At 31.4% G+C, this 15,991-nt stretch carries 17 protein-coding genes; 3 read left to right on the forward strand and 14 right to left on the reverse strand.

The features are described 5' to 3' along the window. Nucleotides 1-6: 6 nt before the first annotated feature. The 8 genes from KQH81_RS14400 to rbr all read right to left on the reverse strand — a co-directional run bounded on the left by KQH81_RS14400 (nucleotide 7) and on the right by rbr (nucleotide 8,839). Nucleotides 7-1,146, reverse strand: coding sequence for an acyl-CoA dehydrogenase family protein (locus KQH81_RS14400; protein WP_074846442.1), 1,140 nt, complete (start codon nucleotides 1,144-1,146; stop codon nucleotides 7-9). A 15-nt stretch (nucleotides 1,147-1,161) separates the two neighbouring features. Beyond that, the gene (locus tag KQH81_RS14405) at nucleotides 1,162-2,754 is read right to left on the reverse strand and encodes an AMP-binding protein (RefSeq protein WP_035770280.1); all 1,593 of its coding nucleotides are present in this window, start codon (nucleotides 2,752-2,754) and stop codon (nucleotides 1,162-1,164) included. Between the two features lie 89 nt (nucleotides 2,755-2,843). Next, on the reverse strand, nucleotides 2,844-3,977 hold the full coding sequence (locus KQH81_RS14410; protein WP_027637644.1) for a YkvI family membrane protein: 1,134 nt from the start codon (nucleotides 3,975-3,977) through the stop codon (nucleotides 2,844-2,846). A 24-nt stretch (nucleotides 3,978-4,001) separates the two neighbouring features. Continuing rightward, nucleotides 4,002-5,120, reverse strand: coding sequence for a 2-hydroxyacyl-CoA dehydratase subunit D (locus KQH81_RS14415; protein ID WP_074846439.1), 1,119 nt, complete (start codon nucleotides 5,118-5,120; stop codon nucleotides 4,002-4,004). A 2-nt stretch (nucleotides 5,121-5,122) separates the two neighbouring features. Beyond that, the gene (locus KQH81_RS14420; RefSeq protein WP_027637646.1) at nucleotides 5,123-6,358 is read right to left on the reverse strand and encodes a 2-hydroxyacyl-CoA dehydratase subunit D; all 1,236 of its coding nucleotides are present in this window, start codon (nucleotides 6,356-6,358) and stop codon (nucleotides 5,123-5,125) included. A gap of 20 nt (nucleotides 6,359-6,378) precedes the next feature. Further along, the gene (locus KQH81_RS14425) at nucleotides 6,379-7,197 is read right to left on the reverse strand and encodes an acyl-CoA dehydratase activase (protein ID WP_206153186.1); all 819 of its coding nucleotides are present in this window, start codon (nucleotides 7,195-7,197) and stop codon (nucleotides 6,379-6,381) included. Nucleotides 7,198-7,420: 223 nt separating this feature from the next. Continuing rightward, entirely contained in the window at nucleotides 7,421-8,137 is a 717-nt protein-coding gene (locus KQH81_RS14430) for a GntR family transcriptional regulator (protein WP_081670174.1), read from the reverse strand. 162 nt (nucleotides 8,138-8,299) lie between these two features. Then, complete coding sequence (gene rbr, locus KQH81_RS14435; RefSeq protein WP_074846437.1) at nucleotides 8,300-8,839, reverse strand: rubrerythrin; 540 nt, start codon at nucleotides 8,837-8,839, stop codon at nucleotides 8,300-8,302. Nucleotides 8,840-9,084: 245 nt separating this feature from the next. Here rbr and KQH81_RS14440 point away from each other — a divergent pair, with 245 nt between their 5' ends. Continuing rightward, a complete protein-coding gene (locus KQH81_RS14440) occupies nucleotides 9,085-9,849 on the forward strand; it encodes a threonine/serine exporter family protein (RefSeq protein WP_027637650.1) in 765 nt (254 codons plus the stop codon). A 1-nt stretch (nucleotide 9,850) separates the two neighbouring features. After that, nucleotides 9,851-10,294 (forward strand): threonine/serine exporter family protein, encoded by a 444-nt coding sequence (locus KQH81_RS14445; protein WP_230028445.1) that lies wholly within the window; start codon nucleotides 9,851-9,853, stop codon nucleotides 10,292-10,294. A gap of 66 nt (nucleotides 10,295-10,360) precedes the next feature. Here KQH81_RS14445 and KQH81_RS14450 read toward each other — a convergent pair whose 3' ends face one another. Genes KQH81_RS14450 through KQH81_RS14475 form a run of 6 tightly spaced genes read right to left on the reverse strand, consistent with a single transcriptional unit; the run spans nucleotide 10,361 to nucleotide 14,878 of the window. Next, nucleotides 10,361-11,728 (reverse strand): HAMP domain-containing sensor histidine kinase, encoded by a 1,368-nt coding sequence (locus KQH81_RS14450; RefSeq protein ID WP_074846435.1) that lies wholly within the window; start codon nucleotides 11,726-11,728, stop codon nucleotides 10,361-10,363. Beyond that, nucleotides 11,718-12,416 (reverse strand): response regulator transcription factor, encoded by a 699-nt coding sequence (locus tag KQH81_RS14455; RefSeq protein ID WP_074846433.1) that lies wholly within the window; start codon nucleotides 12,414-12,416, stop codon nucleotides 11,718-11,720. The genes KQH81_RS14450 and KQH81_RS14455 overlap by 11 nt, the downstream gene beginning before the upstream one ends. Then, nucleotides 12,385-13,647 carry an ArnT family glycosyltransferase gene (locus KQH81_RS14460; protein ID WP_230028446.1) on the reverse strand — a complete coding sequence of 421 codons (1,263 nt, stop codon included), beginning with the start codon at nucleotides 13,645-13,647 and terminating at the stop codon, nucleotides 12,385-12,387. The genes KQH81_RS14455 and KQH81_RS14460 overlap by 32 nt, the downstream gene beginning before the upstream one ends. Nucleotides 13,648-13,670: 23 nt before the next feature. Beyond that, on the reverse strand, nucleotides 13,671-14,018 hold the full coding sequence (locus KQH81_RS14465) for an EamA family transporter (protein ID WP_027637655.1): 348 nt from the start codon (nucleotides 14,016-14,018) through the stop codon (nucleotides 13,671-13,673). Then, the gene (locus KQH81_RS14470) at nucleotides 14,019-14,165 is read right to left on the reverse strand and encodes a hypothetical protein (protein ID WP_168972597.1); all 147 of its coding nucleotides are present in this window, start codon (nucleotides 14,163-14,165) and stop codon (nucleotides 14,019-14,021) included. A gap of 14 nt (nucleotides 14,166-14,179) precedes the next feature. Beyond that, entirely contained in the window at nucleotides 14,180-14,878 is a 699-nt protein-coding gene (locus KQH81_RS14475) for a glycosyltransferase family 2 protein (protein WP_074846426.1), read from the reverse strand. Between the two features lie 630 nt (nucleotides 14,879-15,508). On the opposite strand from KQH81_RS14475, the gene bcp reads away from it, so the two are divergent. Then, nucleotides 15,509-15,979: a thioredoxin-dependent thiol peroxidase gene (bcp, locus tag KQH81_RS14480; protein ID WP_027637657.1), complete on the forward strand. Its 471-nt coding sequence runs from the start codon at nucleotides 15,509-15,511 to the stop codon at nucleotides 15,977-15,979. Nucleotides 15,980-15,991: the final 12 nt, after the last annotated feature.

Genomic DNA, 15,991 nt, shown 5'->3' on the forward strand with positions numbered 1-15,991 from the left:
CTCCTTCTACTTTTTTAGTAACTTTCCTGCTATTACCATTTGTTGTACTTGAGATGTTCCTTCATAAATAGTGAATACACGACAGTCTCTATACATACGCTCAACCTTATAATCCTTTATGAATCCATATCCACCATGAATTTGAACTGCTTTTGCTACTATTTCATTACAAGCTTCTGAAGCAAAGTATTTTGCCATTGATGCTGCCATTGATGCATCTTGATGTGTATCCATTAAGTATGCAGTTTTGTATACAAGCTGTTTTGCTGCTTCTAACTTAGTTGCCATCTCAGCAATCATAAAGCTTATTCCTTGAAAATCTCCAATTCTTCTACCGAATTGCTTTCTTTCCTTTGCATATTTTATAGCTTCATCTAATGCACCTTGAGCAACTCCTATAGCTTGAGCAGCAACCCCCATACGTCCTGTATCTAGAGTTTTCATTGCATTTATGAATCCTTTTCCTTCTTCTCCTAATAAGTCGCTCTTATGAACTCTTACATTTTCAAGGATTATATCACTTGTAGCACAGCCTATAAGTCCCATCTTATGTTCTGGCTTTCCGCAAGATACACCTGGAAGCTTCATATCTACAACAAAAGCACTTATTCCTCTTGTTCCTTTTGTCATATCTGTTTTAGCATAAATTACTGAATAATCAGCAAGTGGTGCTGCTGTTATAAAGCATTTACGTCCATTTAATATATAGTAGTCTCCATCTTTTACAGCTGTTGTAGTCATTCCACCTGCATCTGAACCAGCACCTGGCTCTGTTAAAGCAAATGCTAACTTCTTTGTGCCTGTAACTACTGGTCTTAAATACTTTTCTTTTTGATCATCATTACCTGAAAGTTGTAATGGACCACCTGATAATGAGTTTGGAGAAGAAACATATATACTTGCAACTCCGCTTACTCTTGCTATTTCTTCCATAACAATTACATAAGCACGTGAATCTGCTCCTTGTCCACCTAATTCCTTTGGAACTTTAATTCCGAAGAATCCGGCTCTTGCCATCTTGTCTAAAATTTCTTGAGGAAACTCCCCTGTCTCTTCAACCTTATCAAGGATTTCACTAGTTAATTCTTTTTCTGCAAATTCTCTTGCTAATTTTCTGATTAACTCATGTTGTTCTGTAAAATACATTTTTTAGTCCTCCTCTTATTTTATTCTCTTTTCTATCTGTCTTCTTAATTCTCCTAATTGAATCTTTCCACTAGAAGTTAATGGGAATTCATCAAAAATCAATATATATTTAGGAACTTTATAATCAGCGAGATTCTCAGCTACAAAGCTTTTTACCTCATCTTCATCTAAGTTCATTCCTTGCTTTGGTATTATGCAAGCCGCTATCTCTTCTTGTAAAACTTCAGCTTGTACTCCTATTACTTTTACTTGTTCAACACAATTTAATTTTCTAATCCAGTGTTCAATTTCTAGAGGAGATATATTCTCTCCACCTCTAATTATCATTTCTTTTATTCTGCCTGTTACATGAAGATATCCATTGAAATCTAGAAAACCTAAATCTCCAGTATGAAGCCATCCTTCAGTATCAATTGTGCTTTTCGTTTCCTCTTGCATATTATAGTAACCTTGCATCACATGGTATCCTCGAGTCAAAATCTCTCCAATTTCATTTTCTAAAGCTTCTCGATTTTGCTCTTTATTCCATATCTTAAGTTCTACATTGTCTATGCATTTACCAGCAGTATTTGCTTTAACCACCATAGAGTCTTCATAATCTGATATTGAAATGCACGGTGATGTTTCAGTCTGTCCATAGGATGTTTGAAGATGTTTTATCTTTAAACACTCGCATATATTTATATACTCCTCTGGATGAATAGCAGATCCAGCTACAATGCCGCTTTTTATAGAAGAGAGGTCATAATTTCTCAGTTTTGTATTTCTCACTAGAGCCATGAACATTGTTGGCACTCCATTTAGAACAGTACATTTATATTTTTCAATCTGCTCTAAAACTTCTAAAGTCTTATAATATTTAAGTAAATGAAGACATGCTCCTGAATGAACTCCTGATAATATTCCAGCAGTTATTCCAAAACAATGAAATAGTGGCACTGCTATACACATTTTATCTTCTGATGTCCATTTCATTTGTCTTGTAAGCTCTAATGAATTATTTATTAAACTATAGTGAGAAAGTTTAACACCTTTTGGCATTTTTGTAGTACCTGAGGTGAACATTATACTAGCTGTATCATCTATTGAAACATTACCTTTAGCTTTTAGAAGAATTTCTTTTTCTTCATCATTCATATAAAGAGGATAATCCCCCCTCATATACCATCTAATTTCCTGATTTTTTTCTAAATAAAGTATCTTTTTTAATTTAGGCAATCTGGATGTATTTATATTCTTTAATATCTCATCATAGTTAGTGTTTTTACAGCTTCTTCCGCAAAGAATAAACTCTACATCTGCATATTCTAGGATTTGTACAAGTTCTACTTCCTTGTAACAGGTATTTACCAATATAGCTACCGCTCCTATCTTTACTAGTGCAAAATAGGATAATACCCAATTAGGGTTATTTACACTCCATATTGCCACGTGACTTCCTTTCTTTATTCCTAGCTTTAAAAAATCTAATGCTAGGAAATCAGAAATTTCATCAACTTCCCTCCAGCTATAGCTATAATCTCTATAGCTCAATCCGCAAAGATTTGGAGTTGTTTTTGCACGTTCATTTAAACACTCTCCTATTGTTTTTGAGATAAGGTTATTCATATCATACACTCCCAAAACATTTTAGTATACTTGTATACATGTTATTTATTATTACTATCCGATGTCTAAACATCGGATAGTAATAATTCTTATTCTGTTTTACCTATTGCTTCCATAACCATTCTTATAATAAATGGTATTATTACAACAGCAATTGTTACATAGCCTAGGTATCCATAACCCTTCTTAACAAGTGGAAGTAATCCAAATTGAGCAATTCCAAATGCTAAAATTGTGAATCCTAAAGCAGTACATATTGTCATCTTAGTTGGCTTACCATTTGCTTTTTCCCTAACCTCTGGCTTTTCAAAAGAATTAGTAACACGTTGAACTACACCAGCTATCATATTAACAGCTGTAGATATTGATCCTAAGATGATTAGTATTGAGATGATTGGAGTCATAAATGAAGATCCAACCCCATCTCTAATTAATATTAATATTGGTATATTAGTTGTTGCTAATACTGGATTATCAACTATTGCAACCATACCTAAAGTTGATAAGAATATAATTCCTGCATTTACTATGAATCCATATATCATACTAGTTCCAGCTTCTTTTTCAGACTTAAATGACTCTGCATGCTGAACTAGTAGTCCTATAGATGCCAATTGGAAAGCTGAGTATATAAAACAGCTCCACATGGCCGGACCTACAGGTGCTGCTTCTGCTGCCATTGCACTTATATTTGATGTTATATTTCCCCATTGAGCTATTATGTTTGGAATATAAACTACTAATAAACCTACTATTATAATTACAGATAAAGTTGATGCTGCTTTTCTTACAAGATCAGTTCCATACATAGTTATTAAGAAAATAAATGCTCCTATAATAACTGTACAGACCATATATGGAAGTCCAGTTAATTCTTGCATTGTAGCTCCTCCAGTAGCAAATGCAACTGCAGGGGCTAAACATAAAAGCATAATATATACTATTTCATATAAATTTGAGAATATTGGTGCAAACTTTCCATAAAAACTATCATTAAAGCTCTTATAGTCATATTTGTTATGTTTCTTTGCATAACGAAGTGCATACCATTGGAATAAAGCACCTATTGCTTGTGCTAAAACTGGAGTAACTAATCCCCATATGCCAAATGCTACAAAGTACTGAATTAACTGAGCACCAGATGCAAATCCTCCACCAAATTGTGTTGTAAACCATACAAATGCTACTCCCATGGCTACTGGCATTTTATTCTTATCTATCATCCTTTTTTCCTCCTATAAGCCTTCCTATATCATATCTTTAAAAGTTTGAACTATTGTATTTGCTTGTTCATAGTTAACCATTTGACGGTCAACTTCTATTTGTAATGTCATTATATTTGCTGCATCACATGCTTTCTTAATGATTACATAATCAAACTCTTCTGGATCGCAGAATTTTGTCATGATCATAATAACCCCATCTGCATTATATTCTTTAGCTAAATTAACTATATAATCTGCACGTTTTTTATCAACATCATATAATACGGAACAATTATCCATGTTTGCAAACTTTTCTGATAAAGCTTCTAAAGGCTTTCCTTCTTCTTTTGTATCTACACGATATTGTCTAGATTCATGAGCTACATCATCTGCAACTATTTGAATTCCGTTTTCTTCAAATATATTTAGAAGGTTTTTGTTGTCTGCTAGTATACCAGATGTAACAACCTTAATCTTCTTTTTATCATTCTTAGGCATTTCATTAAGTTCTACTAAGAACTTTTCAACTAATTCAGTATGCTCTTCTTTTAACATGAAGTAAGCACTCTTGAAAATATCACTTCTCTGAGATGCAGTAATTGATGGATAATCCACTAATACTCTGCTTAATTTTCTCATAGCTTCATTATGTGCATTATATACCTTTATTGATTTTTTTAATTCTTCTTCAGAGAACTTCGCTCCTGTTGAAGTTTCTAAATCCTTTATTACTCTCTCATATCCTGCTTTTGTGAAAGCCTTTCCTACTTCATTATTACGATTTTGTGGATAAGTCATTGGAATAAATGGTATACTTGGAACTGCATACTTCCAATTTTGACCTAAACACTTTAATGAGTCACATAGAGATGGAATTACTATTGCTGATATTCCTTCGTAAGTTCCTGTCATTCCAAGTTCTAAAACTGATTGCATTATACTGCATATGAAAGCTGGAAAATATCTCTTTGCTTCCTTTATTTCTGTATCTGCTCCCCATGCTCCAAATGGTACAAGTCCCATAGAATGAATTATTTCTTCTGGTGTGTAAACTGGAACACAAGCTACAACTTTTTTATCTTGTGCAAGATAATTGTCTAATTGCTTTTTTGGAGATGAAGCAATCTCATGAAATTGTTTTAGTAATTCATTAACTGCCATAATTATTTACCTCCCTTATTTGCATCCATAATTTCAGCTAAACCTTGAACACGAGTTTCATATTGTGCTTCTGAGAAATTACGAGGATCTGCTTGGTCTCCGTCAAAAGATGTTACAGGAATTTCACAATCTTCTCCTATTTGACGGCTCATCTCATACATAAATCCACTCCAAAGTTTACAAGAACGATTTGTATGAACTAATAGTCCCTCTGCTTTAGTTTTCTTTACAATAGCTTCTCTCTTGTCACGAGCAAGCTCTAGATTTATAGAATTTGGAACTCTACAATATGCTCTTATAAGTCCATCAAAATCATCATATATAAATCCGAATGCATCTGCATAAATTGTAGCTACCATATTTATTCCTCTAGATTTTAATCCAGTAGCTGTGGCACGAAGATGTGGCCAACATGCTATACCTTCGAACATTATTCTATGTTTTTCTTCTCCTCTAAAAGTGCTTGTACCATTTTCAACAGCTGCCTTATACTCTTCAAGTAAAGTTTCAAATGCGTCTGCTGCTGCTACAGTACCTCTAGCACATACAGCTACAGCCATATGGTTTAATAAGTCAAATCCATTTAATGGAGATGGTGTATATTTTGTATAAGAAGTAGCTTCTAACCAAGCTCTAGAAGTACGATTTGAAACTTCCATAACTTCCTTAAACTTTTCATCAGACCATTTCTTACCTGTTATCTCTTCTAGCTGTTTAATTGCTGCTAAAAATTGTCCCTTAACATAAGCTATTTGTGCATCTGATACCTCATAATCAGGGTTGAATGGAATATCAATTAAAATCATTGGTATGTTTAATTCTTTTGCTATATTTTCATACCATTTAATCATACAGTTGCAAATGTTGTTACAACAAAGAACAAAATCTGGCTGAGGCATATTCTGTTCTGGTGCATCTTTGATTTTCATATAAGCAAGACTAATTCTTGCATATGCACAAATATCATTAGAATATCCATCTGCTTCTGATATATTACAAAGTTTCTCTCCAGCACCTCTTGCCGCAATTGCAGCTGCTTGATTTTCTGGGTAACAAACCTTTATTCCTAAAGTTTGAAATATCTCTTGCGGAAAGTTACTTGCACACCATCCTATTTTTTCTCCATTATCCTTTGCTTCTTGCACTTCCTTGTAGTGGTTTACAATTATTTCACCAAGTTTATACTTTGCTGAGTTTGGATCCGGCTTGAACTTTGGTTTTTGAACCCCTTCTCCCATTAAGAAGACCTCCTTTAATTTTAATTTAATTTATCATAGGCATACAGTGCTGCGCCTAAAGCTCCCATAAGCTGAGCTTTTTCTGAGTAAGCAATTGTAACTCCAAGTTCTTTTTCTAGAGCCTTACGTACTCCCCCATTTTGTGCAACACCGCCGCTCATACACACTGTTTCTCTTATACCTATTCTTTTTGCTAAGGATGCAACTCTACATGCCACTGATTCACAAATTCCTGCAACTAAATCAGGTATATGAACTCCCATTGCAAGTTGTGAAATAACCTCTGATTCTGCAAATACAGTGCATGTACTAGATATCTTTACTGGCTTATCTGACTTTGCTGCTTCAACTTCTAGTTCATTAATATCTAATTGCAAAATATTTGCCATTACATCTAAGAATCTTCCTGTACCTGCAGCGCACTTATCGTTCATTAAAAAATTAACCATCTTTCCTTCTGCATTTATGGAAAGAACCTTAGCATCTTGCCCTCCTATATCGATAATTGTTCTAACTTCTGGAAACAAAAAATTAACTCCTTTTGCATGGCAAGTGAGCTCACTCACTTCATAATCTGCCCCCTTAAAGGTTTTTCTTCCATATCCAGTGGCTACTATGTAATCGATATTTTCTCGAGAAATCTTTGATTTTTGAAAAATTTCATCCATAGCCTTTTGCGGCCCAACAGTACCAGTACCCGCTACGATTATAGTGGAAGCTACTATATCTTTTCCATCTTTTAAAATAACTGCTTTTGATGTGGTAGACCCTATGTCAATTCCTAAAGTATATATATTATTCCCCTCCTTATCTATAATTTGTAAAATACTTTGGTACATTTTTAACAAAGTTGAGCAAAATTAAATTTGCCACATGTATTCTTGAATCTAAGTATGCTAGTATACAAGATGTAGCAAAAAATAATACTTTTCTTTATTAACAAAAAAAGCTTGCACAATTGACTACTTGAATAATCAATTCCACAAACCCATGATATCAATCTTTGAATAAAAAGTAAATAAGCAACAGTAAAAATACACTTTTTTGTATATTCTCACAAATTTACTTGATAAAATATTGAGGATATTGCAATTTTACCTTATCATTACTTCGTGATATAGTATTTAAATGTTTCGCTATATTTTCCTGTGCGGCAATAAGATCATCATTTCTTATAGATTCAATTATATTTCTATGTTCTTCAATAAGTTCATGCATTCTATCTTCTGCTGCAACATTAAAGTTTCTCCATCTAGCTATATGTACCATTTGATCATTTAAAAGCTCTAATAATTTATATCTTTTCACACTATCTAATAGTATTTTATGAAATTCCGAATCAAGATTTTGGAACTCTATCTCATAATTTTTATAATTATCATACTTTTTCTGTCTATTTAAATTCTCTTCTAGCCTTTCTACTAAAGCCATTCTATCCGCTTTTCCTAATTTACAAAACATCTCATATAAAACTTCCTTTTCAACAGCAGTTCTAAGCATCAAAAGACTTTCTATATGATCTAAATCAATTAGACTTACATATGTCCCTCTTTGAGGATATACTTCAACAAGTTTTAGTTGATTTAGTCTAGTAAATACAGTTCTTATAACTGATCTAGACACATTATATTCTTGGCACATTTGATTTTCGCTAACTTTTTGTCCAGGCTCTAAATCTAATTTTAATATTCTTTTTTTTATACTTTTATATACATCATCCGTTGATATTGGTTGTGGTATATTCTCAAAATAACTCACCATTTTATCCTTCTCTTTCATCTCTTTTCTTTCTTAGATACTAGTATACTATATTTTGTGTAAATTTGTAAGTAAATATATTTCCTTATAACATACAATTTTATAGAATGTTCATATTTTTCTTTAAAAACAAACAAAATGTCGTCTATAAAGTATAGACAACATTTTGCTTGAATTCTTTTCTTAGTAATTTATATTTCTTAATTGGAAATATGACTTTGGATGAGCACAGATTGGACATTTTTCTGGTGCCTCTTCACCTTCATATATAAATCCACAATTTAGACATTGCCATACTGATTTTTCTTCTTTTTTAAATACGCTTCCATCTTCTAAGTTTTGAAGAAGTTTCTTATATCTCTCTTCGTGTTCCTTTTCTATCTTAGCTACACCTTCAAATAAGTATGCTATTTCTTCAAAACCTTCTTCATGAGCTTCTTGAGCAAATTTAGCATACATATCTGTCCATTCATAATTTTCACCTTCTGCAGCTGCTTTTAAATTTTCCATAGTTGATCCGATTCCGTCATTTAATAGCTTAAACCAAATTTTTGCGTGCTCTTTTTCATTATCTGCAGTTTCTTGGAAAATTTGAGATATTTGAACATATCCATCTTTCTTAGCTTTTGATGCAAAATAAGTATATTTATTTCTTGCTTGTGATTCTCCAGCAAAAGCCTCCATTAAATTCTTTTCAGTCTTTGATCCTTTTAACTCCATCATAATATCCCCTTTCCTCTTTACATCCATCTCAATTATTAACTAATAATAATTATTTATTAATTAAATTTTATACTATATCTTCTTCTATGTCAACATATATTTTCCAATTAATCAAAATTTTATTTCTATAATCCACATTTTTCTCTATTATTATTGATTTATTTTTTTAGAAAAGGTATTATTTTATAAAGTTGAAATAATATAAAAAAGAAGATTATTTTGTATCATTTAAGGTGGTGGAAAACTTGGATATAGATAGAATTCTTCGCCTTGCAGTTTACGCAGGTCAAATAATGCTCGAAAGCGGAGGTGAGATTTTTAGGACTGAGGAAACTATAATAAGAATATGTAATGCTTACGGAATAAAAAATGCTGAAAGTCTTGTTCTTCCAACTGGAATAATGGTTTCTGTAAGTTCTAAGTATTGTAATACTCAAACCTACGTAAAAAGAGTTAAAACTATGTCTTGGGATTTAGAGAAAGTTTCTAGAATAAATACCTTATCAAGGAATTTAGCTGTAAAGGCATATTCTTTAGATGACTTTGAAGCTCAGCTGGATGAGATTAATTCAATAACAGGATATAATAATAAAACAAAGCTATTTTCTGCTGCTTTAGCAGCTTCATGCTTTTCTATACTATTTGGAAGTACTTTTCACGACTTTATTTGTACCTTTTTCATAGGTATACTTTTAAGATTTGTAGCTGTATGGTGCGGACGTATAAATTTAAATCAGTACTTTGTAAATGCTTTAAGTGGGATGCTTGGTGCAATAATGGCTATATCTTCTGTCCATTTCGGTCTTGGAGATAATGTGGATACTATTACCATAGGAGCTATAATGCTTTTAGTTCCAGGACTTTTAATAACCAATGCTATAAGGGATACAATGCACGGAGATTTAGTAGCTGGTCTTACTCGTGGTGCTGAAGCATTTTTAGTTGCGATTTCAATTGCCTTAGGAACAGCTGCTATCTTCCTACTAAAGATTCATATGGGAGGTATATAATATGTTAAAAGAAGTCTTAGCTGCAGCTGTAGGTGTTTTGGGAATAGGTGTACTTTTTAATGTAAGAGGCAAAAACTTACTTTTATCTGCTATAGGTGGTGGTATAGGTTGGCTTGTATATAAAATTTTTGTTGGCTTAAATATGTCTATAATACCTGCTTTATTTCTTGCATCAATCTGTATAAGCGCTTATTCAGAAATATGCGCAAGAAAGTTCAAGACACCTGTAACTGTATTTCTCATAGGTTCTTTAATTCCTCTAGTTCCCGGAGGAGCCATGTACTACACTATGTATGCAGCAGTTCAAGGTTATTCTCAGAAAACTTGGGATGTGATACTTACAACTTTGGGATCTGCTGCAATAATAGCCTTTGGTGTTGTTGTAGTATCGACTTTTATAAAGATAATAAAATTTATTAAAACAAAGGGATCATCTAAAATTTAGATGACTCCTTTTAGTTTCTATAAATCTAAACATAAGTCTTTAGATATAAGTTAAAAATATCTTGATTTACTTTTTCAATTTTATATTTATGCTAAAAATATTATCTTTACTTTCCGCCCATATCTTACCTTCATGGAGTTCTATTATATCTTTAGCTATAGCAAGACCTAGTCCTGACCCATCAATTTTAGAATTTCTGGAAACATCCCCTCTATAAAATCTATTAAACACCGATTTTATATCATCAAATTCATCTTTTTCCATATAATTTTTTATTTTAATATTAACTTCACTTTCATCCTCATCTACATGTATATCTATTTTTGTGCCATCTCGTCCATATTTTATGCTATTGCTTATGAGATTTTCGAATACTCTCCCTATCTTCTCTGAATCTATTGAAATCTTTATATCGTAAGTTGAAAAATCTTTATAAAAAAACATATCCTTCTTCTGTGCCTCTATAAATGATTCTCCTATACTCTGTTCTATTATTTCTATTATATTTGACTCTGACTTTTCCAATTTTATATGTTTACATTCAAGCTTAGAGTATTCAAAAAGATCTTCTATAAGGCTCTTTAGTTTGTAAGACTTATCTATAGAAATCCTAATATACTTAAGCTTGTCCTCATCATTTATCTTTGGATTATCTAAAAGTTGAAGATATCCGATAAGAGATGTTAAGGGTGTTCTTAAATCATGAGAAACATTTGTTATCAGTTCTGTTTTGAATCTCTCCTCTTCCCTCTCTTTCTCTATCTTTTCTTCTAGATTTTTAGCCATTGAATTCATAGATTCAGCTAATAACTGTAATTCATCTCTTCCAATTTCTTTTAGTGTATAATTTAAATTTCCATTAGAAAATTCCTTTGCTCCATTTGACAATTCTTTTATATAAGCTACTTTTTTGTTTATAAAATAATATAAAATTGTCATAGCTATTATTACAGATGTTAAAGTTATGATTAAAAAATTTTGTATTCCTTTGCTTGGAGTCCTAAACTCTTTCCATATAAAAAGGATTTCCTCTTTGTTGTTTATATATATATTATAACGCTGATACAGATTGCCATCCTTTATACCTTCTTGAAACACTCTTCTCATATATTCCATATCAATATGATCTTCTGTTACATTATTTGATTTCATAATTATATTTCCGTTTTTATCAACTATAGCCATCTTAGCTTTTCTATATGCAGATAATTTGTTAAGATAATTTTCTGAATTATAATCATTTTTGTTTATATATCTAGCAGCTTCTGTATAAAGCTGATTGAAATCACTTATTATTGTTGATAAGTTTGCCTCGTTTCTAAGTGTAAAAATCCCAAAAGACGTTGCAATAAGTATGATTAGAACTACAATTATATTTATCATCAAAAGCTTCTGTTTTAAGCTTATGTTGATCTTTATATTCTTACTTTTCAATTTTGTAGCCAACCCCCCATACAAGTTTTATGTATTGAGGATTCTTTGGGTCTATCTCTATTTTTTCTCTTATATTTCTTATATGAACAGCTACTGTGTTATCTGCATTATAAAAAGGTTCTTTCCAGACTTTTTCATATATCTGCTCTGTACTTAGTACATGACCTCTATTTTCTGCCAATACAACTAATATATCAAATTCTCTTGGAGTTAATCTTACGAAGTTATCCTCTACGAAAACCTCCCTACTATTTAGATTTATCCTAATCTCACCTATTTTTATCTCATTTTCGTAACTTTCACTGTTTTCATTAAATGTGGTCACCCTTCTAAGCTGTGATTTTATTCTTGCTATAAGCTCTAATGGATTGAATGGCTTTGTCACATAATCATCCGCTCCTATATTAAGTCCTAAAATCTTATCACTATCCCGACCCTTAGCTGATAGCATTATTATTGGTAGCTTTTTATCTTCTCTTACCTTAAGACAGGTTCTTATTCCATCCATCTTCGGCATCATTATATCAAGGACAATAAGGTCTACCTCTTTAGCTTTTAGAACCTCTAATGCTTCTAGTCCATCTTGAGCTTTAAGTACATTAAAACCTTCATTAATTAAATAAATCTCTATCATATCCCTTATATCATCTTCATCATCAACAATCAGTATTGTAAAATCTCTCCCCATTATTTTCCCTCCATCTTTGTAAAATCCTATAAAAGAAATTCGCTGAAAAAATCATAACAAGAGGCATAAGAGGATATGCATATCTACTAAATGTAAAATACGGAAGATAACTTATATTTAATACAACTATTATAGAAAGTACAAAGCCTGCCATCTTATTTTCCCTTTTCCTAAAATATAAACCAATTCCAAGAGCTCCTGTTACAAGAATCATATAATGCCATATCGCTGATATTGCCATTCCTTTTACTCCATTCCAATAAAATGGTGATTCCCAAAGCTTTATAGTCTTTCCTACAGTGTACCATAAGAAATACTTTAATGGTTCCTTAGTTCCATATATCTTTAATCTTTCTAGCCCCATCTTTACTTGCTTCGCATCGTTATCTATATAGTCGCTTCCAGTTTCATAAGGAACCCCAAATTCATCGCTATCATCATAGTTAGGAAACGTTCCTTGAAGAAATGGATTCCCTGATGCCTTTGTAAAAGGTATGAATGTGCTAAACTCTTTATAGTTTCTAATCCACCATGGACTCATAACTATGCAGAATATCATAAAAACTATAGTAGCATATTTTATCATGTCTTTGACTTCGTATTTGTTTTTAATCCAAAATATCAATATAACTAGGGGATATATTGCGATAGGCGGCCTAAATAAACAACTAATAGCCCATACAAATCCTGCTGCTATATAAAATTTTGTTTTCTTTTCATTAAGAGCATATATGCTTAGATAAATTAATAAAAGAAATAAAAACTTAAACAAGCACTCCATAAGTACTAAGCTAGTAACATAAGTTTCAACAAAATATAGTGCATCAATGATACATGCTATAATGGCTATCTTACTATTGAATATCTTTCTAGCTATTAGAAATAGCAAATACAAACTGCCACATTGGAGCAATACTTGAAAAACTCTAAAGGCTATTATTCCATTCATCTTTCCAAAAATCCATGTAAAGCCAGCTAAAACATATGTAAGTCCCGGCATTATAAAAACAGTAGGTGTAACAGTATCCTCATATGTTAAGACTCCCTTGTCAACTAAGGTCCATGCACTTCTTATATATTTTACATCATCATTATCAAAAGTTTCCAAGCTTCCTAAAAGTGTTGAATTCCCCCATCTAAATATTATTATTAAAGAAAAAATCAAAAAACATGATATTATTCCCATTATAAAATACTTTGTTTTTTTATCTTCATTTCTCAGTAAAAACATCCCTATATCATCCCCTATTCAGCTTAATTTTTAGCTATAAAAAAAGCTCCAAGTATTATAAAACTTAATCCTAAAAACTTGTTAGTTGTAAATTTTTCATTGAATATAAAAACTCCAGCCATAGTTCCAAGTACATAACATAAACTCTGGATAGGATATACTTTGCTTAGTTCAGCTTTACTTAATATATAAAGCCATAATACTGTGGCAACTACATACAATCCCCCACCCCCTAATATATAGGGGTTAAAAATAAGTTCCATTATACCTTTAAAAGAAGCTGTAAAACTTACCTTCATAGTTCCAAGTTTCCACAATATCTGTCCTGTAGCTAAAAGTAATATATTTATTCCTAATAATATATATATCATCTAATTCTTTTTCTCCTTCAAATACTCCCAAATCACTGCATTTTCCTGAATAAGTCTTTTTATCACTTTCTTTACCTTAATCATCTGTGATACGACTGCCAATATTAGTAAGCTCTCTATTATAATTATCAATATAAGTACATTCACATTTTATCCTCCTTCTAAAATGAAATTTTGGAAAGTGCAGCCGATAAGGTTGATATCGTCACCTTTATCATATAATAAACAGATTTAAGAGGTGTTATAGATGATTTTCCTTGACACCTTGCCTGCATGTTCACTCCCACTTCTTTAACTTGTAGTCCATGTTTACATGCATACACTATGGTTTCAACCTCTGGATAATCTACTGGATAATATTCAGCAAAAAGTCTTATACCTTTTTTACCAACCATTCTATACCCAGATGTTGTGTCATAATAAGCTCTTCCACATAACAGTGATACAAGTTTTGAAAAATACTTTATCCCTGCATTTCTAAATATACTTGGCTTATAGTCAGTTTTCTCTATGAATCTTGAACCAATTATCATATCACACTTATCATTTTTCATATTTTCTATAAGCTTTTCTAAATCTCTAGGATCATGCTGACCATCGCCATCTATTTGAACTGCTAAATCATAATCCTTATTTAGAGCATATATATATCCTGTTTGGACTGCTCCACCTATTCCAAGATTATATTTTAAATCAATAACTTTTGCTCCAGCACGTTTAGCTTCAAAATAAGTATCGTCTGTTGACCCATCATTAACTACAACTATATCCACATTAGGATTAAAGTATTTTATATCTTTCACAACCTTATATATGTTTTTCTCCTCGTTGTAAGCCGGAACTATAATTAAACATTTCATTTTTACCAAAATCCTTTCTTGATTATAGTTTAATTTTATTTTCTAAGTATGAAGAAGTACTTAGGAAAGTTATGAAGAATTTATGAAGTTCTTTTTCTTAATTCTTTCACTTTTCCAATATACTTATTCAATTTATCTATATATCATATTGATTTAGAGTGATTTCAAATGATTTTCCCAATAAAATCTTCTTAATTCAATCATATAATATATATTTTAAATTTCAGTCCATATATTTTTTACAAATTCCATACAAATTCTCTTCAAAATAAAGGAGACCTAACATATAAATTTCATATATTACTAGATTAATGGAATAATTATAAGTAGTTCAGATTACTTCTTTAACTTTGTTTGTATACTATTTAAAAAGGTATCCGTGAATTTGCGAATTTTTTATGTGCAACTATTTACTTATCAGGAAGTACTATAAACGTAACTTGTTATACAATAGCTGTAATACTTTTAAATGTAACTACATTCAATGTATCTGGTGATAATATTATTGATCTAATTGTAGAGATACATTGATATTATTTACCTTTTATACTAAAATAATTTTTAAGGATAATACACATCCATATTGATTTAAATATTGAGATGTGAGATAAATGATAGGAGATGATTTTTATGTTAGAAGTTGGAGTAAAAGCACCTGATTTTACTTTGCAAGATAAGAATGGAAATGAAGTTTCATTAAGTGGAATTTTAGAGAAACATCCTACTGTAGTTTTATATTTCTATCCAAAGGATTCAACACCTGGATGTACTAAGCAGGCATGCGGTTTTAGAGATTCTTATATGGAGTATGAAAAACTTAATGTTCCTGTAATTGGTATAAGCAAAGACAGTATAAAATCTCATTTTAACTTTGCATCAAAACAAGAGCTTCCTTTTATCCTTTTATCAGACCCAGAATTAAAGGCTATAAATGCATATGATGTTTATAAGGAAAAGAAACTGTATGGAAAGGTTTCTATGGGTGTAGTTCGCACTACTTACATAATCAAAAACGGATTCATTGATAAGGTATATGATAAAGTCAAGGCAGCCGAAAATGCTGCAGAAGTTCTTGCTTATTTACAAACAAATCACATTTAACTAAAAAAGGTT

Source organism: Clostridium cadaveris (genome assembly GCF_020911725.1).
GTDB lineage: Bacteria > Bacillota > Clostridia > Clostridiales > Clostridiaceae > Clostridium_X > Clostridium_X cadaveris.